Origin of the sequence: Candidatus Phytoplasma luffae, from assembly GCF_018024475.1 — a bacterium.
Taxonomy (GTDB): domain Bacteria; phylum Bacillota_I; class Bacilli_A; order Acholeplasmatales; family Acholeplasmataceae; genus Phytoplasma; species Phytoplasma luffae.
The window spans coordinates 304,326-325,924 of the sequence record NZ_CP054393.1; the positions used below are offsets into that span (position 1 = coordinate 304,326).

The window sequence follows — 21,599 nt, forward strand, 5'->3', positions numbered from 1 at the left end:
TAAAATAAATTATTTGAAACTTGCGTTTAAAAGTTTTTGAATATTATTTAAAATAATATCTTTACCTAACAATTCTAAGTAAACAATCAAAGCAGGACCATGATTTTTACCTGTACAAACCATTCTAACCATAGAAAAAAGTTCTTTACCTTTTAAATTTACTAATTCGCCAAATTTAATAATAATATTTTGGATAGAAAAAAAATCAAAATTATTTAATGATAAAAATAATTTATTTAATATTTGGATAAAGCATAAGTCTTTATAATCTTTGAAAAATAAAAATACTTCTGATTCTATTTTATCATTTACAAAAAAATAATTATATAAATCAACTATTTCCTGAATATAGTTTATTCTGTTTTTGAATAAAGAAACTATTTTTTCTAATCTCTTTGAATCTAAAATAATTTTTTGTTTTGAAAAAAAAGATTGAGTTTTTTCTGTTAATTCTGTTAAAGATATTTTTTTTAAATATTGACTATTAATAAATAATAATTTTTGTTCATCGAAAATAGCTGGCGAACTAACTATTCTTTTTTCATCAAATAAACTTATAATTTCTTCATAAGAAAGAATAGTTTTATTAGTTTTAGGCGAACATCCTAAAAAAAATAAAAAATTTAATAAAGCCTCTGGTAAAAAACCTAAAGAAATATATTTTTCAATAAATTGAAATACATCATTATTTCTTTTACTTAATTTTTTTTTATTTTTATCTAAAATCAATGACATATGAGCAAAAATAGGAACATTCCAACCGAAAGATTGATAAATCATTATTTGTTTTGGTGTGTTAGTGATATGTTCTTCGCCTCTTAATATATGGGAAATTTTCATCAAATGATCGTCAATAGCAACTGCGTAATTATAAGTAGGAAAACCATTTTCTTTCATAATAATCCAATCTTCAATATCGCAACTTTTAAAATTGACTTTACCTCTGATTATATCATTAAACTCATAATTTAAACCTAAAGGCACTTTAAAACGAACAACAAATTTATCGTTATCTTTTTGAAATTCTTTATAAGCTAATTTTTTTTCTAATAAAATTTTAGTATATTTTTGATAAATATCTAAACGTTCAGATTGTTTATAAGGTGAGTAAGAACCACCTCGTTCAGGACCTTCATCCCAATAAATACCTAACCATTTTAATTGTTCTAATTGAGAATTCGCGCTATTTTCTAAATTACGCGATAAATCGGTGTCTTCAATTCTAATAATAAATTTACCTTTATGATGGCGCGCAAATAAATAATTAAATAAGGCGGTACGAACATTTCCGATATGTAAAAAACCGGTAGGACTAGGTGCATAACGTACTCTTATTTCTTCCATAATAACCTCTTTGAATATAAATTAAATTAATTTATATTAATTAAAAAAAGAATTATAATAAAAAAAGTCTCTTTTTATAATAAAAAAAGACTTTTTTAAAAAAATAAACTATTAAATGAAATTTAATGTTTAAAATTTAACGTTTAGAAAATTGAGGAGAACGTCGTGCTTTTTTAAATCCATATTTTTTACGTTCTACACAACGAGAATCTCTCGTTAATAAACTAGCTTTTTTCAAAACACTTCTTAAATTAGGTTCTGCTTCTAATAAAGATCTAGAAATTCCTAATCGAATAGCTCCTGATTGAGCAGTTAAACCGCCACCATAAACATTAGCGATAACGTCATATTTTTCTAAAGTTTTAGTTAATTGTAAAGGTTTAATAGTTTCTAGACGAATTTCTTTAAAAGGAATGTAATCAATAAAATCTCTTTTATTAATTTTTATATTACCAGTTCCTTCTGATAATATAATTCTAGCAACTGAACTTTTACGTCTACCTAAACCGAAATATTGATTTTTATTCATATTATTTTACGCCTCTAAAATTTGTGGTTTTTGTGATTCATGTCTATGAGATTCATTAGGATATACAAATAATTTTTTACGAATTTTTCGTCCTAAAGGATTATTAGGAAGCATTCCAAAAACAGCTTTTTCCAATACACGAGTAGGAAATTTTTGCATCATTTCTAAAGCTGTAATTTTAGATAAACCTCCTGGATAACCTGAATGCTTATAATAAATCTTTTGTTTCCACTTCTTTCCTGTTAATTTAACTTTAGAAGCATTTATAACAGCTACATAATCTCCATTATCAATATTAGGAGTAAAATAGCTTTTATTCTTTCCTTTTAAAATAGAAGCGATTCTGGTAGCGCATCTTCCTAAAGTTTTGCCTTCAACATCAATTAAATACCATTTTTTGGATACTTCTTTATTATTAAAAGAAAAAGTTTTATTACTAAATCTTGAGTTTTCTTTTCTATTTAAAACATCAACCATAAATATACAACTATTCCTTAACGTAAAATTAATTTAATTATTATAAAAATTTAATAATTATTATTTACAAATTTGAATATAACAAAAATTATACAAAAAAGTATAAATAAATCAAATTAAATAAATTTAATTTAAATAAAAAAATAATTTTCTTTTAATCAAAAATATTCATAAAAATTAAAATTATTTTTTTATTTAAATTATTTTTGTAAAAAGATTAAATATCATTAAATTATTTATTTTAATGGAGCGAATGATGGGAATCGAACCCACATCTCTAACTTGGAAGGATAGGGTAATGGCCATTATACGACATTCGCATATTAACTTATTTTTTGACTTGCTAATGGTCGGGAAAGCAGGATTTGAACCCGCGACCTCCTGGTCCCAAACCAGGCGCTATACCAAGCTAAGCTATTTCCCGTTTTAAAAAAAATTAAAACGTAAATGGCACACCCAAGAGGATTCGAACCCCTAACCTTCTGATCCGTAGTCAGATGCTATATCCAATTAAGCTATGGGTGCTTAATAAATTATATTTTATATTGGTGACCCGTACGGGATTCGAACCCGTGAATGCATGCGTGAAAGGCATGTGAGTTAACCGTTTCTCCAACGGGCCTAAACTATTGTCGATTAAATAAAATAAATAATCAACTCATATATAATATCATAAAATAATTTTAAAAAATAATAAAATACAAATCAACTCAAATTAAAAAAAATATTTTGTATTTTTATAATCTAAAAAAACTTAAAACTTTACACATAAACAATTGTAACATAAAAATTTAAAATAAATAAAAATAATATATTTTTTATCCAAACATTTATATTTTTATTTATTTTAAAAAAAATAAATTAAATAAATTATTAAATAAATCATATTTATTAAAGTAAATATTTTTATTAAAGTAAATATTTGTAAAATAAATAGAATTATTATATATTTTATAAGAGATAATTAATATCTATCTGTAAATAATATTCTTATTTTAAAAAAACTATTTGTAAATTTGATATTTATTTCACAAATTTAAAAAAACTAATAAAATAAATTAATAATCCATATAGGAAATCAAACAATAGTAATGAAGATAATTTTTTGGAAAAAATCATAAAAAATATAATCGCCTTGAATAAAGTGTTAAAAAAGTTAAATTAATAAAAAATAACATTGTTTTTAATTAATAACCTTTTTAATCTCTTCAAACCTGTGAGGTATTCCAAAACTTTAGACACTTTTTGTTTTTTAAAATTTATTTAAGGCTAACTATTAAGTTAGTCTTTTTTTATTCTCTAAGAATAAAATTAATTTTCATATCTTTTCTAAAAACGTTTTTAGAAAGGGATTAAATGTTAAGAAAAAAATTATTTAAAGATTTTTTAAAAAATAAAAAGAATTTAGAAATAAGAGATCAATTAATTGATCTTCATTTGCCATTAATAAATAAAATTGTTGGTAAATTTAAATATTATCCTAAATTGCTCCAAAAACAAGATTTATATCAAGAAGGAGTTTTAGGATTAACGAAAGCCCTAAGTAATTACCAAGATTTAGGTTATGACTTTATCGCCTATGCAAAACCAACAATTAAATCTGAAATCAATGAACTAATAAGAAAAAGTTATTCTCCTTCAATCCCACAAAAATCTACTAAACCAAACAATATTAGTTTTCAAGAAGAAAAATATCAACCTTATAAAATCAGCAACCCCAATCCTCATCAATTATGGTTAAAACAAACAAATCACGAATGTTTGTTAAAAAAACTAAAAAAGAAATTAAGTAAAACAGGATTTAATATTATTTGTTTAAGTTTTGGTATCACTTTAGACAACATCAACGAAACTTATCAACGACCTCATACCAACCAAGAGATCGCGCTAAAAATAAATTTAAAACTTCAAACAATAATCAACATCAAAAAAATAGCTATTCTAAAATTAAAACCTAAAAAACCAATGGAGAAATAAAAAAATGTTAAATAAAGTTCAATTAATCGGCCGCATCACTAACGCCCTAGAATCACAATACATTCATATTAATAATGAACAAATCACAAAAATTGATTTCAACTTAGCTATCAACAATAAAGATAAAGTTCAATTCATCCACTGTGTTGCCTTTCGTAATCAAGCAGAAAACATGAGTAAATATTTACACAAAGGTTCAAAAATATATATAGAAGGAACATTATCTATTCAAAAATACACTAATAACGAAAACCAAAACAAAACCAATACTAAAGTTATTTTAAACAATGTTATCTTTTTAGATAATAACCCCCCAACCCAAAATTAAAAAGGAGTCACTAAAATGACAAAAAAAGAATTAATCAAAACTATCGCAGTAATGCATAAAACTTCGGTTACTCAAACCCAAGATTTTTACAACTCGTTCGAAAATGCTTTAATCAAAGCAATCACATCCAACGAAGAAGTGGTATTATCACCTTCAATTGGCAAATTCATCTTAAAATCAAGAAAAGCCCGCGTGGGAAGAAACCCCCAAACAGGTAAAAAACTCAAAATCCCTACAAAAACTGTGGTAAATTTTAAACTTTCTAAAACTATTAAAGATGAAGTCAAAAACCTTAAATTAAAATAAGGAGAATAAATTATGTTTATTTTTTCATTATTTGCAACAATTAGCAATTTTATCTTAAATTACTCTAAAGGATTTAGCACTACCGAAATCCTTGAACGAAGAATAGACGGAATCCAAACAACGATTTTCACTATTCTTATTGTCTCTGGTTTCAAACCTATTTTTAAATTAATTGCAAATATTTTGATTTTCGTCAAAGATTTGATTTTAGGCCTCTTTTTCCCCAACAAAAAACTCCAAAATTTAGAAATCCAAAACGCCAAACAAGAATATTTAGAAAAACAGTTATTAAAAAAACTAGATAAAATAAATGAAAACCAAGAAAAACTCCAATCCCAATTAGAAGTGCAAAAAGTAAAAGTTGCTCATTGGCAAGAGAAAAAAGCAAGAAAAAAAATACTAAAATTAAAAAACAACAACAAACCTCACGGAAAGGAAAATGAAAATGAATGAACTTAATTTCGCCATTGGATTTATCGTTGGCGCCCTATTCGCAACTGCTTTAATGTTTATTATCAAAAAAATCTTTTTTAATTTTTTTCCATTACCAGAAATTAATAAAACAGATGAAACTAAAAAAGATAACAAACCCAATAAATCATCTTCAATTATTCCAAACCCAAATAACAATTCAAAAGAAAAAAATAATTTAGAAAGTGAAAATAATTAAATGAAAATTAATAATTTAAACCAACGAACTTCTGAGTGGTATAATCATCGCAAAAAATATATCAATGCCTCTGAAATAGGAAGTATTACAGGAAATGACAAATTTAGAAGTTTAGAACAATTAATACATGACAAAATATTTGGAACAACATTTACAAGCAATAAATTCACCGAACACGGCAACAAAACCGAACCCCTAGCGAGAACTTTTTTTGAAAAAATAACTAATCTAAAATTCCCTGATACCATCTTTACTGATGATACTTTAGATATGTTTTCTGCAAGTCTTGACGGTTATAACGAACAAACCAACACTTTATTAGAAATTAAATGTCCTTATGTAGATGAAAATAACAACATCTCCTCTACTTGGAATGGTTTCTTTTCACATAAAAAAATCCCTTCTAATTACTGGGCGCAAGTTCAATGTCAATTATATTGTTCTCAATCTAAATTCGCTTATTTCTTTGTTTATTTTAATGACACTAATTATCATGTTGTTAGGGTTTATCAAGATAATAATTTTATTAACCAAATGATTGCAGACGGCAAAAAGTATTTAGAATTATTAAAACTCAATAAACAAGAATTACAACAGACAACTTATTTAAAAAAATTAAGTAAATTTAAAATATAAAAAAAAGAAAGGAAACTAAAAATGAAAATCCAAAAAAACCAAAAATAATTATTAAGAAAAAAACAATTTAGAAAGTAACAAAGAAATAAATAATTAATACAAAGGAGAAAAAACATGTCAAAAAAAATAATTATCACTAAAAAACCAAATAAAAAATTAACCAAAACCCAAAACCCAAATCAAAAAATATCAATCCCAGAAACAAAAAAACTCAATCATCACATTTCACCCCCAACTCCTAATATCAATAAACTAAATTTATTAAAAATAATTACTTATTTAACTATCATTTTATATTTTATTTTACATGTCAACGTTATTTATTACCAAAACCAAATCCCTTGGTTAACAACAGGAATCAATAATTTTATTGATTTAATTAAAACAATTTTTTCAGGAGGAAACAAATAATGAAAACACAAAATAAAAATAAAATATTAATTATCATAACATTTGTAATTGTTCTATTTTTCTCAATTATCTCAATTTATGCTTTAAACGATTACTTTAACAAACAAAGAAAAGAAAAAATAAATTTAATAAATGATTTTCCTATTTTCACTGTTGAACGAACGGGTGGCAACAACGAAAATCAAATACTTTTGCCGATTTCAATTCCTAACTTAAGCCAAAAAAAATACAATCACTTAATTACTATCGAACACGAAGCAATCCTTAACTCAAATGGAATAGATATTTCAATACCCTTATATTTAAAATTATCAACCCAATATAACACTAACCAATCCTTTAACAACCCAGAAAAATATTTAAACATAAGCCTCAAAGTTAATAACAATGATTATGACGACACAAAACGTCCCCAAATGATATTAAACGACAAAGGTATTGGAATTATTAAAATTCAAATTAGCATCGAACAAAAAGAAATCATCAATTCCAAAAACCCTCAATTAGAATTAATTTGTGATTACGAATTAGTCGATTCCCAAGGTAAATCTTTCGAAGGCGGAAATCAAACTATCGAAAACAAAATTGCTCAATTAGCAAAATAAAATATTAAAAGACTAAACAAAATTTGTATTAGTCTTTTTTTATTTTTCAGAAAGGTATTAATATGAAAATGAATATTAAAAAAAATCAAAATAAAAATTTAAATCCAACTAATTTAATAATAATCATTATAACATCTATCATTTTATTTTTAGGAATTCAAGTTTGGATCCACCATCAAGCTTTAATCGAAAATCAAACCCAAATCCTAAATCATCATAAAAGATTAGAAACCCAAAACAAAACTAACCAAGAAACTAAAAAATATTTAGAAGACCAAATAACTAAAAATAATTCATCACCAGAAAAAATTCAAACTTTTTCTTCATCAGAATTACAAGAAAAAACAATAATCCCGAACGATAACCAAGAAGAATTATTATTTAAACCTTCTAACAACAATAAATTCCCAGGATTCAACCAACTAATCGGTTTCAAAGAAGAAAAACAAGCATTAGATGGATTTATTGATTATCTCAACAACAAAGAAAACTACAAAAATATTGGAGAAATCGAATCTCCTCTAGGTATTTTAATGTATGGAGCCCCTGGAACAGGAAAAACCACTCTCGCAAGATCCTTAGCCAAAGAAACTAATTTACCCTTCTTTGAAGTAAGCAGCTCTTTATTCTCACAAAAATACAAAGGTATCGCCCCTCAATTAGTCAAAGATTTATTTATGACAGCTCGCGAAGAAGCAGCCCAAAACAATGGCGCAATCATCTTTTTAGATGAATGCGAAACTATCTTTACTGATTTAAGCACTTTAGAAACTGATTCAGAAATTGCCAATGTTGTGAATCAATTCAAAACTGAATTGACATCTTTTAAAAACAACCCTGAAAAACCTATTTTCATCATTGGAGCTACAAACCACATTAACCAAATCGATGATGCCATCAAATCAAGATTCACTTACAATATCGAAGTCAAACCAGGCAACAAAGAAGAAAGAAAACAATTCCTAGAATTTTTAATCAACAAACGTAAAAACCCTTATAGTGAAGAAGCCAAACAATACTTATATGAAGTCATTAACGAAGCTTTAGAAATATTACCGCCAAACCATCAATTCAAACAAGCCAATCGTACTTTGGAAAACCTCTTAAAAACAACAGTAACAATCTTTGCGAAAAACAGAGGTCAAGGTGAAACTAGAAGAAATGAAATCAACAAAGAAGATTTAAAACAAGCATATAAAATGATAATTTCTCCTAATATAAATATATTAGACCAAATAGAAAAAAACCAAAAAGGAGATGAATAATATATGTTAACACCATTTGACTTAATCAAAGGATTTTTATCATTTAAATCTTATTTCACCTGGTTTTTAATAGCCACTACCATCTTTAGTCTATTTGTTTTCTTTAAAAGAAAACTTTCACCCACTCAACAATCAACAACATCATGGAAAGGCTATTTAACTTATTTTTTAATTATAATTGGTATTTTAAGTTTCATTTATTTATGTTTCTTTCATAAAACAGAACCATCATCTAAATATGCAGGGCAATTAGTCAACAAAATCGACAAAGCCATCGATAAATACGAAAATACAATAAATAATTACAAAGGATTAAAAACTAATTGGGAAAGTGAATTAAAAAAATGTGAAGATGAATTAAAAGAACTTTACAATGCCCAAGAATCCTCCCAAAAACAAAAAGAACAAATCCATGAATTGTTAGAACAAAATGAAACAAAAATTAAAGAAATAAAAGAACAATTAAAAAACACAACAGGTAACATCACTATCTTAAAAGGCAAGCTAACTCAGTTAGAAAAAGATAAAGATGCCAAAGAAAAAGAAATTAAACAAAAACAAGAAGAAGAAAAATTAGCTTCTCCTGATGATAAAATTAGATTAAGAGCACAAATTGAAAAACTCCAAGATGAAAAACAAAAAATAATTGAAGAAATCAGCGAAGTTAAACTTCAAATCAAAAATTTAGAAAGTAACCAAAAATACTACCAAGATATGTTATCTGGTGCTGAAAACTACAAAAGAATTTTAGAAGAACGATTAAAAGATTTAACTGAAGGAGAAAAAAGATTATATAATCAAATCCAATCAGTTGAAGAACGTCATGCCGAAATCCAAAAAGAAATTGATGCAGTCAAGAAAAAACTAGATAAAATCGATTTAGAAAAAGATTTATATGAATCCCTAAAAAGAAAATATAGTGAAATGTATAACCGCATGCAAACCTATGAAAAAGAACATGAAGCATCAGCTGGAAACATAGTAAAATGGTGTTTCAAAGCTTTTGATAAAGTAACTGACTTAATTCCCGCTAAATATGGAATCAAAACATTAAATAAAACCGTATCTGTAACTCGAAAATACGCACAAAAAATGGGAGCCGTAACTTTAACTCTTCACGAAGGCCACCGTTTGTGGCATTTATATAATGAAGTCGCGCAAGAAAACAAAGAACATCCACCAATGATTACCAAAGAAGCTTTAGATATGTATACTCAAGACATCAACCGTGATTTAGCCAAACTCGACGCTGACTACAAAGATTACGAAAAAAAGCTAGCTGATTATAAACTTCGTCAAAATGAAAATAATTTAGAACAAGAATTAGGCCAATCTAGAGAAATAGTTAGCGGAATAGAACAAAAAGAACAATCAGTTATCGGTGAATATGAAACCATCATCAAAGAATTAAAACATAAACAAGAAAAAGTTTCTGACACTGGCGAATTATACAAAACTAAAGACAAATTAGGAGAAGAATTCGAATATAAAGAAGAAGAAGTGAATATTTTAAAAGAACAATTAAAACAAAAAAATCCGAGTTACGCTCGTGCTCAACAACGCCTTCAAGCTAGACGAGTTGGTAAAATCCCTGAAATGGTTATGATACCAAATAAAAAATAATTTTCCTTAAACATTTTATTCATAAAATTATATAATAGTGATATATTCATATTTCAATATTTGATAATAATCACTATTATCAGAAAGGAAATGAAATTTATGAATAATAATTTTTTTCAAAAACATTTAGTAACTATTATTATCACATCTCTTTTTGGAATAGCGATTATAATTGGTTTTTATCAAGAATTTAATGATTATCAAAACGAAAAAAATTATTTATCTCCTTTAGAGAACAAACCCCAACAAATCCCTTCAAAAATAAAACGTTCTACGGAAGAAACACCCCAACCGAAAATTAAAACAACTGCTGTTCGTTTAGACCAAATTAAAACTTATCTCTTTGGCGAACCTACTGACACTTCTAAATTACCATCTGATTTATCAGAGCGAGAAAAAACCCAAATCAATAAACTAAAAAATAGTTGGCAATTATCATTGAATTTATTAAAAAAAGAAAAAACAGGCGTTGATGAAGAACAAACTAAATGCGATAATTATAATCTCAAAATTAAAGAAATAAAAAATCAATATCCTTCGTTAATAACTAAAAAAAATCAACTAGAACAAGATCAAGCCGATAAAAATAAAATAATTAATCAAAAAAAAGAAGTTCGGGGACAATTTAAATATTTACCTAATCAACCCGAAGAAGTTAGAAAAAAAAGAGAAGAAAATAAAAGAATATTAGAAGCTGAAATCGACAAACTACAAGATGAAGAAATAAAAATAGTTGGTGAAATCGGCAAAATCAAAGTTCAAATTGGGATATTAGAAGCAGACCAAGAATATTATCAAGATATGTTATCTGGTGCTGAAAACTACAAAAGAATTTTAGAAGAACGATATAAAGAAGGTGAAAAACAATATAAAGATTCAATTATTTCTGGATTAAACGAACTCTATGACATTACCTCGGCCGAGGAATAAAAACAAAAGGAGTTATAAGTTAAAATGATACAAGTAAAAAATAAATTACATCTTTTACCATTTTTTTTAATTAGTTGTTTAGGGTTATTATTTATCACAAGTAATAATCCAGTTATGGCAATCCCTAACGAAGAATTTATAAATAATACAAGGATTGTTAACGTAAATATATCCAACATTAATGTTCTTAAAAACCACGAAGCATTTAAACAATATTTTGATTTTACAATAAATGGTCCATGTTATAACGGAAATATAGCAGATTTTGCTATTATGTGGAAAATTAAAACTCCGCCTCATAATTTATTAGGTGTTTTTTTTGATAATGGAACAAGATCTGATGAAGATAACCAATATACTTTAGAAGAGTTGAAACAAATGGGCAATGGTGCTCAAAATATGTATATTTTTTGGCAATATAAAGAAAAATAATTTTTTATAAAATATTTAAAAACTTAAAATTGATTATATTTATTATTAAAAGACCCTCTCCCAAGGGTCTTTTTTATTTAACACACACATATTTTGGTAAAACAATAACAAAAAACAAAAAAAGGAGGTAACCAATTATGTCAAAATCAATCAAAATTCCCTTTATCTAAATATTTCATCATTATTTATTTATTATTATTTTTGATTTGTTGTCCTTCTATCTCCGCTCATCCTTATTTTCATCATCAATCTAAATCAAAAATAAAACTATCTGACTACCAAACCCTTCAACAAGAATGGTTAGCCACTCAACCCAAAATGAAAAGATATGACATTCCTGTTTTATCTAAAGAAAGCATCCCTGATATCTTAAAATATTTTAATATCAAAGCTTATCTTTATGATATTTCAACTCCCTCCTACAATCCTTATGATTACACTTTCTTCGACGCTAAACTCAAAAACCCTCCTTCAGGTTTAATTGGGGCTTATTTCAAACCAAGACATAACCCTTTTAATATCAAATATCCTGATGAAGATGATGAATTCACCTTAGAAGAACTCCTTGATTACGGAATAGCCATCGAAGAAGCCTTTGTCTTTTGGGACGCAAAACAAAAACCTCAAGAAGAAAATGTAAATATAGAATTAATAATAATTGAAATGTTTGCTGACCAAAACAAAGAAGAAGCAATTAATAATTATTTAATCAAAAACAACATCATTAAAGAACCAAAACTAATTAAACTAGGTTGTTATAACGCAACACCTCATACTGGATTAGTATTGCCTTTACCTTTTGGAAAATTTTTATTTGAATTTGAAATTGATGCCATTTATTTTGATGACGGCATAAGGTTATTATCTGAAAATCGAAATATACAATCTCTAAGAAACCGATTAGAATGGAAACAAGAATTTCTACAAGAAGTTATAATAAAACAAAATTCATGTGAAGATACACATTTCAAAACTGTCTATCAAGAAAGCATTAATGAAATTAATGAAAGCATCAATCAAATAAAAGAAGATATTATTAAATCTCAATCATATACTATCGAAGACTTAACAAAACTCTCAAATGGTGCCAAAAACATCTATCTTTTCTTCCTTAATGTTCAAAAAAGAAAAAAAATTATTGAACTCCCTGACTCTTTAGACCCTTATCAAACTATCCGAGATTGGAAAAGAGAAAACAACCTTTATACTTTCCCTCCTTTAATAGAAGAAAGTGAATATAAAGAAGAAACAGAAAAGCGAAATTGGGATATTGAAATAACTTCTCCTTCTTATAAAAAAATAGATATTCCTTTTCAAATTAAAAAAATATTCCAATGTTTAGAAACTGATGATTGTATTTATTTTGTAGTTTGTAATAATGATACACTCCAAATTAAACTCGTCGAACAATATCGTGATGCTTATATAAATTGGTTAAAGCAATGTTACATTCAATATGGATGTTCTTATTCAGCTCAAGAAATAAGAAATAAATTTGGAAAAACATCGAGAATTATTTATGATGAAAATGGAAATACATGTTGGTATCAATATGTCCCAGGTTTTTTCTCTGATGATTGGATTGTTAATGGTCATAATTGTGTTGGTAATTCTAATATTTTTTATAATTTTTATAACACCACTCCCCCACCCAAAAGAATTGAATTAAGCTTTAAATAACAATTTAAAAGACTCTCTTGTAGAGTCTTTTTTTATTATCTAAAACCCAATTAAAGGAGAAAAAAATGAAACTTATAGTTTTTGAAGGACTAGATGGTAGCGGCAAAACAACTTTAATTCAAGAATTACAACAAAAACTAAAAAAACAAAAAATAAATAATAAAATTTATCAAGGTTTAGGAAGTAGTTCTATTGGAACAGAAATAAGAAATTTATTTTTAAATTATAACCAAGTTGATTACATTACTCGTTTTTATCTTAGCATCACTAATATGGCTCAAATCCAAAAAGAACTCATCTATCCTCATTTAAAACAAAATCAACTCATAATCTTAGACCGTTGGTTACCATCAACATATGCCTACCAATTATTTCCTTATCTTAAACAAACAAAATCTTGTTTCGATTTAAAAGAAATTTTTGATATCACTCATAAAAAATTATTTATTAAACCTCATTTATTAATTTATCTAGATATTAATCCTCTTATTGGTAAAGAAAGAAAACAAACCCAAAAAAACCATCAATTAGATATTATCGAACAAAAATCCTTAACTTATCACCAAACTGTCCATAAAGGTTATTATCATTATTTAACTCATTATCAAAACAATAAACAATTAATTCTAAATGGTATTGATTCCCTTCAATCAAATGTTACTAAAATTATGAAATTAATAAGAGATATAAAATGAAAAAAATCATAAAGAAAAAATGTCAAAACGGTAATTTATATATCTATTTTCGCAACGGCAAAATCAAAACAATTCATAAAGATGGAATTATTACTTGGCGTACTAAAAAAATCTATTAAAACAAACCAAAGACCCTCAAAAAGGGTCTTTTTTATTTAGAAAGGAATTTAAAAATGTTAACTAACCAAGAATTTATTAATATCAACCAATTAAATACCAACTCAAAATCAGTTCAAATCATAAAGCTTATTTTCAACAAAGCAACTTTGAATCTTACTATTGATAAATATATGAAAAGTAATCACATTCAATTAAATCATTATTTCGAAACCAACAACTTTTGTTCCCAATCCCAAAAATCAATTCGCGGAAAAATTAACGAATACCTGATTTTGCTTTATTTAAACCATAAAGGAATTAAATGTTTATATCCTAAATCATATTTATTTTTCATCCCCGACATCAAATTCGACTTGGTTTTATTCACACAAACCAAACGCATTATCGCCTTCAATTTCAAAACTTGCCTTCGTGAACGATACAAACAAGCCATCATTGAAGCACAACAACTAAAAAAACTAGACACTCGTTTTGAATATTATTTATTAACAAACGATGAAGTTGAAACTCAAAAACTCAATAATAAAATTAAAAACGGTAAAGTACAGTCAATTAATAAAGTAATTAATTTATTTTCTGATAATGCTAATCTCTTCTTAAAAACCTTACTAATGAATGAATTCATCACTTTTCCCAATATTAATTTAATTAAAAAGAAGGAGTTAAATAAAAATGTTAACTAACGAACACCAAGCCTTAATTCAAATTATTAATTACATCGAAAAAGGGGAGTGGAACAAATTAAAACTTTATTGTCAAATAATCAACCCTAAATATTTAACCAAATCCAATCACCAAAAAATATATAACGCTTTAAAATATTTATATTTAGAAAAAAAATCAACTCATCCTTGGGATAAAATCAAAACCAAAGAGACAATTATTAAAGAATTACTAACTTATCTTCAAACTCATTATCCTCAAGAAAATTTTAATAATGAATCTTTGATGTTTTTAAACAATAATAATATCCATAATGAACATCTTTTAGAAAATTTAAAACATACTTATACCCAAGAAACTTTATTTCAACAATTAATAAAAACAATCAACCCTTCTTTTGATAATCAAGATCTTTATCATAAGCATTTATACTACCAAGAAATCTTTGATAAATTAAGAAATTTTATTAATCTTATCCCAAACAAAAAAGATAAAACTTTATTAACCTTGAACCAAATGACAAAACTTTATCCCGAAGTCTTTGAAACCGACAACATTTCCAAACAAAAAATCCAAGAAGAATATTATCGTTTATCAGACACTTTCAAAGGATTAAACCAAGCCACTAAAGGGTTCAAAAAAGGTCAAATCATCACCATTGGAGGCTATACTGGTTTAGGTAAAACATCTTTTATCTATAATCTTCTTTTAGATTTAGCCAAAACTAAATACCAAGAAAACCAACATTATCCTTATATGTTGGTTTTTTCTTTTGAAATGACTTCAGAAGAAAACCTAAATCGTTTATTATCTAATCAAACTCAAATTCCTTTAGATGTTATTTTAGATAAAAATTTTGATAATATCACACAACAACACTATACGAAAAAGATGATACAAGCAAAACAATTTTTTACTAATATCAACTTATCTTTTAGTTATGACCAAGAAAAAAATATTAATTATATTGTTGATTTATTGTATCGTCTTCATTTAGAATCCAAAATAGAAATTGTAGTCATTGATCACCTTCAAATCACAAAAGCGAGTAATAAAATGGATAATGACCGTTTAGCCATTGATGAAATCATGACCAAAATTAAAGAAATCGCCATCGAATTAAAAATTGTCATTATCATTTTATCTCAATTTTCAAGAGATACTTATTCTAATTATAACGGAAAATCCCCAGAAATCACCGCACTAAAAGGCTCTGGCGGAATTGAAACCAATTCCGACATAGTATTAATTATGTCTGAATTTAACCCAAATATTAAAAAAAATACCACCAAACCCCTAAATATCTATACTTCAACCTTAAATCAACTATATTTAGAAGCTGATGACAATGATAATCAAAAAATAATTGAAGTAAATATTAAAAAAAATCGCAGCGGAACTAAAAAAACTTTAGTCTATCATTTTAAAATGACAACTCAAACTTTTCAAGAAGTAGGTTATGTTTTACCTTACCAAATAGAAGATTTTTAAGGAGTAAAAAAATGAATAATCAAGAAAAAATTAACTACATCAAAACTAATTTCCCCATGATAGTTTTATTAAAAAAATTAAACATCCTCCCATCAAACTTCAACAGCAAATATCGTTTTCCTTGTCCCATCCATCAAGGTCTAAATCCAACAACTTGTCATATAAATGATAACAATAACATTCACTGTTGGAAATGTTGTCGCGATTTTGACATTATTGATGTTTATAAAGAAATTCGTGGAATCACAAACTTTAACGATGCAGTCAAAAAGATTTTAAATTTTATGCATTCTCAAAAATTTGAAATCTTAACAAATAAAGAAAAAACTAACACCTCAATATCCTCCAACCCTTTCAAATTACAATATCATCCTCCCAAACCCCATAACCCAATAGATGAAACAGAAATTAATATCAAAAAAACACAATTATTCAAAGAAATATCTCCCTTATTTAATCAAATAAGAGATTATTATAATTATTTGTTAACATCCAATCAAAATGATGAAAGGAAAATAGGATTAGATTATTTAACACAAAAGCGCCAATTAAATTTAGAAACAATTAAAGAATTTAAATTAGGTTATGCTCCATTATCAAATAAACCATTATCTTTTAGATTAATCAATTTCTTAAAAAAGAAAAATGTTAATATTGATAAATTAGTAGAATATGGTTTTATCAAAGAAAAAACTAATTTCAAAGGAAAAAAATATTATCATGATACTTTTCATGGTTCTATCATTATCCCGATTGAAAATGGATATGCTAAAACATTTCACTTTTATCAAAACCATTTTTGCGATACTAGCTATTTTCAACCCAAATATCAATCTCTTAATAATTTCAGCCAAACCCCCACTTTTCATTTTAGTTATCGTTTCTTTGAAGCATTCCCTTGCATTAAACAAACTAAAATTATGATTGTTCATGAAGGCTTTTTTGATGTCATTAGTTGTTGGCAAAATGGAATTAAAAACGTTGTGGGATTAATTTGTGTCACACAATTATTTTCTCAAACACAAATAGACATTCTTAAAAAAGAAAATATTAAAATCATTATTGCCTTAGACAATGACGAAACAGGAAAAAAACGTAGTGAATTATTAGGTGAACAATTAAAAAAAGAAAATATTATCTATGAAATTAGACACATTTTACCACCTTATAATCAAACTTGTAAAGATGTCGATGATTTATTTAAACAATATGGAATCCAAGCTTATCAAAAATGTTTCTTAGACCCATATATTTCTTACGAAGCGGCCAAAAAGAAACAAATAGTAGATTTAGCTATATATTACTTTGGCAAAGATAAAGTAGAAGTAATTAACGAATAATTTATTAATTAATTTAAAAAAAGGAGAAATAAAATAATGCAAAACAATACCAATCAAGAAATTAGAATCGGAGGTGAAATTAATAAACAAAATACTCCCACTGATTTAGAACAAATCAAACACTTTTTGAAAACTTTAAAAGAAGATTTAATTAACCTCACCATTATTAATCATTCCAAAAAGAAAAATACCTACCAAGAAGCTAATTATCGCCCTAAAAATCAAACTTTATTTATAGATCCAAAAATCTTAGAAGAAATTAAAAAATACAAAATAGACATAATTAAAGCCATAAAAGTAGATGACAATACAAAATTATTACTTAACCCTTCAACCCCTCTTAAAACTCAAAATAATACCCTTAAACATCAATTTAATATTTTCCAAATCAATTATAAAAATGAAACCAAAAACCAAATAAAAGAATTAATGAGCAAAATCAATATCAATAAATTAGATACTTTAAAATTATTTAAATTAGATAATCATAAAAAAGATAAATATGATAAACCTTTAAAAAGCAATTATAAAAAAGGTTTAAATATTATTTATTATCGCTTAGAAGATTTAAAACACATTAAATTCTTTATTACCAAAGATAAACGAGGTTATAGAGTTAAAAAACTCCATCCTATGTATAAATATATATCTAAAACAAAACAAATTATTTAACTAACAATTTTATAACACTTTACTAACAGTTTTATAACATTTTACTAACAGTTTTATAACACTTTACTAACAGTTTTATAACAGTTTTCGTCTCTCAATTTACCTGTTAAAAACTAGCTTTTATAACAAGTGATATTTGATATTTTATATCGATAATGATAATGATATTCGATATTTGATATTGTCGATATATCTTTTTTTTAAATCATTATTAATTATCGATATAAATAACATCTCTTTTTTAAAACCCTTTCCATTGGAAAAAGATTGTTTATAAAAATATAAATCAAATAATATAAGCGCTGGAGCGCTAACAAAAATAAAAAGAATACATAATAAAAAGAAAAATAATAAAGAATCCCCCCATTACGCTGCCCCCCTTTTTTTTCAAACCTTACCAATTTCATCAGCGCAAAACTAAAAAATAAAACAAATTAATGGTATTTTTTTGATTTAAAAACCTTTTTGAATTATAATTATTAATATAATCAAAAAAAATAAGGTAAATAGTGTTTAATAATGAAAAAATTAAAACAAAAATTCAAATTATTGCAAAAAATGATTGAAAAAATAACTAAAATTGATAAAAAAATAGTTTTTAATTTGGTTAAAAAATTTAAAAATAACTTAAATCTTACTACCATTTTAAAAACTATCCAAATCAAAAGAAGTACTTATTATTACTGGTTAAAAATTAAAGAACAATTAAAATTAAAACAAGAAAAATACCTTTTGCAACAAAAAAGAATCGAAGCTTTATGTTGTAATCATGAATATTTTTTCGGTCATCATAAAATTACTGTTTTATACCAAAAAACTTTCAATGAATCAATTACTAAGAAAAAAGTTTATCTCATTATGAAAGAAAAAAATATTTTTTGTCGGTTAAGAATTAAAAAAAATAAACATCATTATAAAAATAATTTACAAAATAAAATTAAAATAGTACCTAACTTAATCAATCAAGAATTTATTTCATCTCGACCCCTACAAAAACTATTCACTGATATTACTTATTTTAAAACTCCTCAAGGTTTTTTATATTTTTCTTGTGTTATAGATTCTTTTAATAATCAAATTATCGCTTCACATACTTCTAATTGTCAAAATAAAGATTTAGTATTAAAAACAATCCAAAAATTACCTAAATTAAAAAAACCTTGTATTATTCATTCTGATCAAGGTTCAGTTTATCAATCTCTAAAAGTTCAACAAATCCTAACTAAAAAAGGTTTTTTAATCAGCATGTCCCGCAAAGCCACTCCACGTGATAACGCAGTAATTGAAAATCTGTTCGGCCAAATGAAAAGTATTTTATATCATCGTCATCCTTTTTTATTTCAAAAAACAATTCCAAAAATCACAAAAATAATTAATCAATTTCCTTCTTTTTGGAATCATAAATGGCTTTTAACTAAATTAAATAATTTATCCCCTTTACAATATTTTCAAACTCTTAGATAAATTATTAGTTAAATTTACATAAATAATATAACCTTATAAAAAAGGTTACTTTTCTGCACCCTTTTTTTAAGAAAAATATTAAAATTATATAAAAGATTATTTTCTTTTTATTTTGTAGACACCTTTTTAACTTTTTTTACCTAACTATATATATGGAAGGGTAAAATATTGAAAAAAATATCTTTTGAAACTAGCAAATTATTAAAAAACTTTAGACACTTTTTAATTTAATTAAAAACAACTTTGTTAGTTTGAAAAGATATGAAATTATCTACTTAATTTTAAGTTTTAAAGAACAATTTTAAAATTAAAATATGTCCAAAAAAATGGAACAGCGCACATTATAAATTTATATTTTAAAATATTATAATTTAAAATTTTCCAAATTATAATATTTTAATTTTTATCATTATTAATTAATTTAAAAAAATATTTTCAACCCAAGACTCATTCGGATGAGTCTTTTTCTTTTTAACTAAAAAAATTTTTAAAAAAAATTAAAGATAAATTTGTTAATAAAAAAAAGAAAACCAATTACTGAAATAGAAAAAAATACTAAATATAACGTTTAAAAACATTTGAATTTTTAATAATTATTTGATAAAATTAAAATATACTATTGTGTATTTTTTTATTTCGATGAATAATTATTATTTCTGATATAATTTATTTTAATAAATAAAAATTTATAATTAAATTTGCAAAAATGAGTATAATAAAATGGAATCTAATTTAATTAAAATTAATGAATATTAATAGAATATTAAATTTCCTTTTCTTATTAAAAAAATAATTTTCATAAATAAGAACAAAAGTCCAAAAGGAGAATTTTATAAAAAAAATGAAAACATATGAAATTATGTATATTTTAAGTCCTAATTTAGATGAAAAACAAGTAAATAATATCGAAAAGAATATTAATAATATTTTTGATAAAGAAGGAAAAATATTAGAATATAAAAAACCAGAATTAAAAACATTAGCTTATAGTATAAAAAAATTTACTCAGGGTTTTTATATTAATTTTTTAGTTCAAGCTGATAATGAAATGATCAAAGAATTTAATAGAATAGTGAATATTACAGAAGAAATCATTCGTTATATTGTATTAAAAAAAGAAGATAATAAAGAGTTATGATTAATAAAGTTATTTTAGTAGGTAGAATAACAAAAGATCCTGAATTACGTTTTGTTAATGTTGATATTCCTTTAGTTAAATTTGTTTTAGCTGTTAACAGAAATTATGTTAATTCTTCAGGTATAAAAGAAGTTGATTTTATTCGTTGTTCTGTTTGGAACAAACAAGCGGAAAATTTAGCTAAATACATTTCTAAAGGAACTATGTTAGGTATCGAAGGAAGCATCAGAGTTACAACTTCTGAAGTTAATAATCAAAAACAATTTTTTGTAGATGTTCATTGTGATAATATTCAATTTTTAGAATCTAAAAATAAAAGAGATAGTAATCAATCAAATTATTACGATGATGAATATAAAAAAACCGAAGATAAGAATTACTCACATCAAAATAATGAACATTCTTCAAACGACAAAAAATTAATTATTGATAATAACGAAGACTTGCCTTTTTAATTTTTTATAAAACATTTAAATTAATAGGAATAAAAAAATGCAAAAAAATAAAAAATATTTTAAAAAACGTCGCAAAGTATGTTATTTTATTCAAAACAAAATAACTAAAATCGATTTTAAAGACGTAGAATTATTGAATAAATTTATTACTAATAGAGGGAAAATTTTACCAAGTAGAGTAACCAACACTTCTGCAAAAATGCAAAGACGTTTATCGCAAGCTATTAAAAGAGCACGTCATATGGCCTTAATCCCTTTTATTGTTAATTAATTAATATAAAAAGCTATTGAATATTTTATATATAATATCGCATTAGCTTTTTTTATTATTTTTTTTATATTTTTTTA

24 protein-coding genes, 4 tRNA genes and 1 pseudogene are annotated in these 21,599 nt (G+C 25.0%); 22 read left to right on the forward strand and 7 right to left on the reverse strand.

The window, feature by feature from the left end:
• Positions 1-9: 9 nt before the first annotated feature.
• From gltX to LFWB_RS01485, 7 genes are all read right to left on the reverse strand, one after another.
• The gene (gene gltX / locus LFWB_RS01455) at positions 10-1,344 is read right to left on the reverse strand and encodes a glutamate--tRNA ligase (protein ID WP_210954899.1); all 1,335 of its coding nucleotides are present in this window, start codon (positions 1,342-1,344) and stop codon (positions 10-12) included.
• 136 nt (positions 1,345-1,480) lie between these two features.
• Positions 1,481-1,873 carry a 30S ribosomal protein S9 gene (rpsI, locus tag LFWB_RS01460; RefSeq protein ID WP_210954900.1) on the reverse strand — a complete coding sequence of 131 codons (393 nt, stop codon included), beginning with the start codon at positions 1,871-1,873 and terminating at the stop codon, positions 1,481-1,483.
• Between the two features lie 6 nt (positions 1,874-1,879).
• Positions 1,880-2,350, reverse strand: a complete 471-nt coding sequence (gene rplM, locus LFWB_RS01465; RefSeq protein WP_210954901.1) for a 50S ribosomal protein L13 — start codon at positions 2,348-2,350, stop codon at positions 1,880-1,882.
• Positions 2,351-2,595: 245 nt separating this feature from the next.
• A tRNA-Gly gene (locus tag LFWB_RS01470) sits at positions 2,596-2,670 on the reverse strand.
• A gap of 27 nt (positions 2,671-2,697) precedes the next feature.
• Positions 2,698-2,774: transfer RNA gene (locus LFWB_RS01475), tRNA-Pro, on the reverse strand.
• A gap of 24 nt (positions 2,775-2,798) precedes the next feature.
• A tRNA-Arg gene (locus tag LFWB_RS01480) sits at positions 2,799-2,875 on the reverse strand.
• A 21-nt stretch (positions 2,876-2,896) separates the two neighbouring features.
• Positions 2,897-2,972 (reverse strand) — tRNA-Glu (locus LFWB_RS01485).
• 734 nt (positions 2,973-3,706) lie between these two features.
• Between LFWB_RS01485 and LFWB_RS01490 the strand changes: the two genes are divergently transcribed.
• The 22 genes and pseudogenes from LFWB_RS01490 to rpsR all read left to right on the forward strand — a co-directional run bounded on the left by LFWB_RS01490 (position 3,707) and on the right by rpsR (position 21,522).
• A complete protein-coding gene (locus LFWB_RS01490; protein ID WP_210954482.1) occupies positions 3,707-4,327 on the forward strand; it encodes a sigma-70 family RNA polymerase sigma factor in 621 nt (206 codons plus the stop codon).
• Between the two features lie 4 nt (positions 4,328-4,331).
• The gene (locus LFWB_RS01495) at positions 4,332-4,655 is read left to right on the forward strand and encodes a single-stranded DNA-binding protein (RefSeq protein WP_210954483.1); all 324 of its coding nucleotides are present in this window, start codon (positions 4,332-4,334) and stop codon (positions 4,653-4,655) included.
• Positions 4,656-4,670: 15 nt separating this feature from the next.
• Entirely contained in the window at positions 4,671-4,961 is a 291-nt protein-coding gene (locus LFWB_RS01500) for an HU family DNA-binding protein (RefSeq protein ID WP_210954484.1), read from the forward strand.
• A 12-nt stretch (positions 4,962-4,973) separates the two neighbouring features.
• A complete protein-coding gene (locus LFWB_RS01505) occupies positions 4,974-5,414 on the forward strand; it encodes a hypothetical protein (protein ID WP_210954485.1) in 441 nt (146 codons plus the stop codon).
• Positions 5,407-5,631 (forward strand): hypothetical protein, encoded by a 225-nt coding sequence (locus tag LFWB_RS01510; protein WP_210954908.1) that lies wholly within the window; start codon positions 5,407-5,409, stop codon positions 5,629-5,631. The genes LFWB_RS01505 and LFWB_RS01510 overlap by 8 nt, the downstream gene beginning before the upstream one ends.
• The gene (locus LFWB_RS01515; protein ID WP_210954501.1) at positions 5,632-6,267 is read left to right on the forward strand and encodes a YqaJ viral recombinase family nuclease; all 636 of its coding nucleotides are present in this window, start codon (positions 5,632-5,634) and stop codon (positions 6,265-6,267) included. It abuts the gene before it with no gap.
• A gap of 114 nt (positions 6,268-6,381) precedes the next feature.
• A complete protein-coding gene (locus LFWB_RS01520) occupies positions 6,382-6,678 on the forward strand; it encodes a hypothetical protein (protein WP_210954487.1) in 297 nt (98 codons plus the stop codon).
• Positions 6,678-7,283 (forward strand): hypothetical protein, encoded by a 606-nt coding sequence (locus LFWB_RS01525; protein ID WP_210954488.1) that lies wholly within the window; start codon positions 6,678-6,680, stop codon positions 7,281-7,283. Before LFWB_RS01520 ends, LFWB_RS01525 begins: the two co-directional genes overlap by 1 nt.
• 68 nt (positions 7,284-7,351) lie before the next feature.
• Positions 7,352-8,548: an AAA family ATPase gene (locus LFWB_RS01530; protein ID WP_210954913.1), complete on the forward strand. Its 1,197-nt coding sequence runs from the start codon at positions 7,352-7,354 to the stop codon at positions 8,546-8,548.
• A gap of 3 nt (positions 8,549-8,551) precedes the next feature.
• Positions 8,552-10,171: a coiled-coil domain-containing protein gene (locus LFWB_RS01535; protein WP_210954902.1), complete on the forward strand. Its 1,620-nt coding sequence runs from the start codon at positions 8,552-8,554 to the stop codon at positions 10,169-10,171.
• Between the two features lie 99 nt (positions 10,172-10,270).
• A complete protein-coding gene (locus LFWB_RS01540) occupies positions 10,271-11,101 on the forward strand; it encodes a hypothetical protein (protein ID WP_210954903.1) in 831 nt (276 codons plus the stop codon).
• Between the two features lie 24 nt (positions 11,102-11,125).
• On the forward strand, positions 11,126-11,533 hold the full coding sequence (locus tag LFWB_RS01545) for an SVM family protein (RefSeq protein WP_210954904.1): 408 nt from the start codon (positions 11,126-11,128) through the stop codon (positions 11,531-11,533).
• 318 nt (positions 11,534-11,851) lie between these two features.
• The gene (locus tag LFWB_RS01550) at positions 11,852-13,213 is read left to right on the forward strand and encodes a hypothetical protein (protein ID WP_246454245.1); all 1,362 of its coding nucleotides are present in this window, start codon (positions 11,852-11,854) and stop codon (positions 13,211-13,213) included.
• 47 nt (positions 13,214-13,260) lie between these two features.
• Positions 13,261-13,908: pseudogene (gene tmk, locus LFWB_RS01555) on the forward strand (dTMP kinase); the annotation flags it as partial.
• Between the two features lie 173 nt (positions 13,909-14,081).
• Entirely contained in the window at positions 14,082-14,711 is a 630-nt protein-coding gene (locus LFWB_RS01560; protein ID WP_210954507.1) for a hypothetical protein, read from the forward strand.
• Complete coding sequence (locus LFWB_RS01565) at positions 14,701-16,182, forward strand: replicative DNA helicase (protein WP_210954508.1); 1,482 nt, start codon at positions 14,701-14,703, stop codon at positions 16,180-16,182. Before LFWB_RS01560 ends, LFWB_RS01565 begins: the two co-directional genes overlap by 11 nt.
• A gap of 11 nt (positions 16,183-16,193) precedes the next feature.
• On the forward strand, positions 16,194-17,522 hold the full coding sequence (locus tag LFWB_RS01570; RefSeq protein WP_210954509.1) for a toprim domain-containing protein: 1,329 nt from the start codon (positions 16,194-16,196) through the stop codon (positions 17,520-17,522).
• A gap of 36 nt (positions 17,523-17,558) precedes the next feature.
• Positions 17,559-18,194, forward strand: a complete 636-nt coding sequence (locus LFWB_RS01575; protein WP_210954527.1) for a hypothetical protein — start codon at positions 17,559-17,561, stop codon at positions 18,192-18,194.
• A 519-nt stretch (positions 18,195-18,713) separates the two neighbouring features.
• Positions 18,714-19,658: an IS3 family transposase gene (locus LFWB_RS01580; protein ID WP_210954511.1), complete on the forward strand. Its 945-nt coding sequence runs from the start codon at positions 18,714-18,716 to the stop codon at positions 19,656-19,658.
• Positions 19,659-20,499: 841 nt separating this feature from the next.
• Complete coding sequence (gene rpsF / locus LFWB_RS01585; RefSeq protein WP_210954526.1) at positions 20,500-20,796, forward strand: 30S ribosomal protein S6; 297 nt, start codon at positions 20,500-20,502, stop codon at positions 20,794-20,796.
• Complete coding sequence (locus LFWB_RS01590) at positions 20,793-21,251, forward strand: single-stranded DNA-binding protein (RefSeq protein ID WP_210954525.1); 459 nt, start codon at positions 20,793-20,795, stop codon at positions 21,249-21,251. The genes rpsF and LFWB_RS01590 overlap by 4 nt, the downstream gene beginning before the upstream one ends.
• Positions 21,252-21,288: 37 nt before the next feature.
• Complete coding sequence (gene rpsR / locus LFWB_RS01595; protein ID WP_210954524.1) at positions 21,289-21,522, forward strand: 30S ribosomal protein S18; 234 nt, start codon at positions 21,289-21,291, stop codon at positions 21,520-21,522.
• Positions 21,523-21,599: the final 77 nt, after the last annotated feature.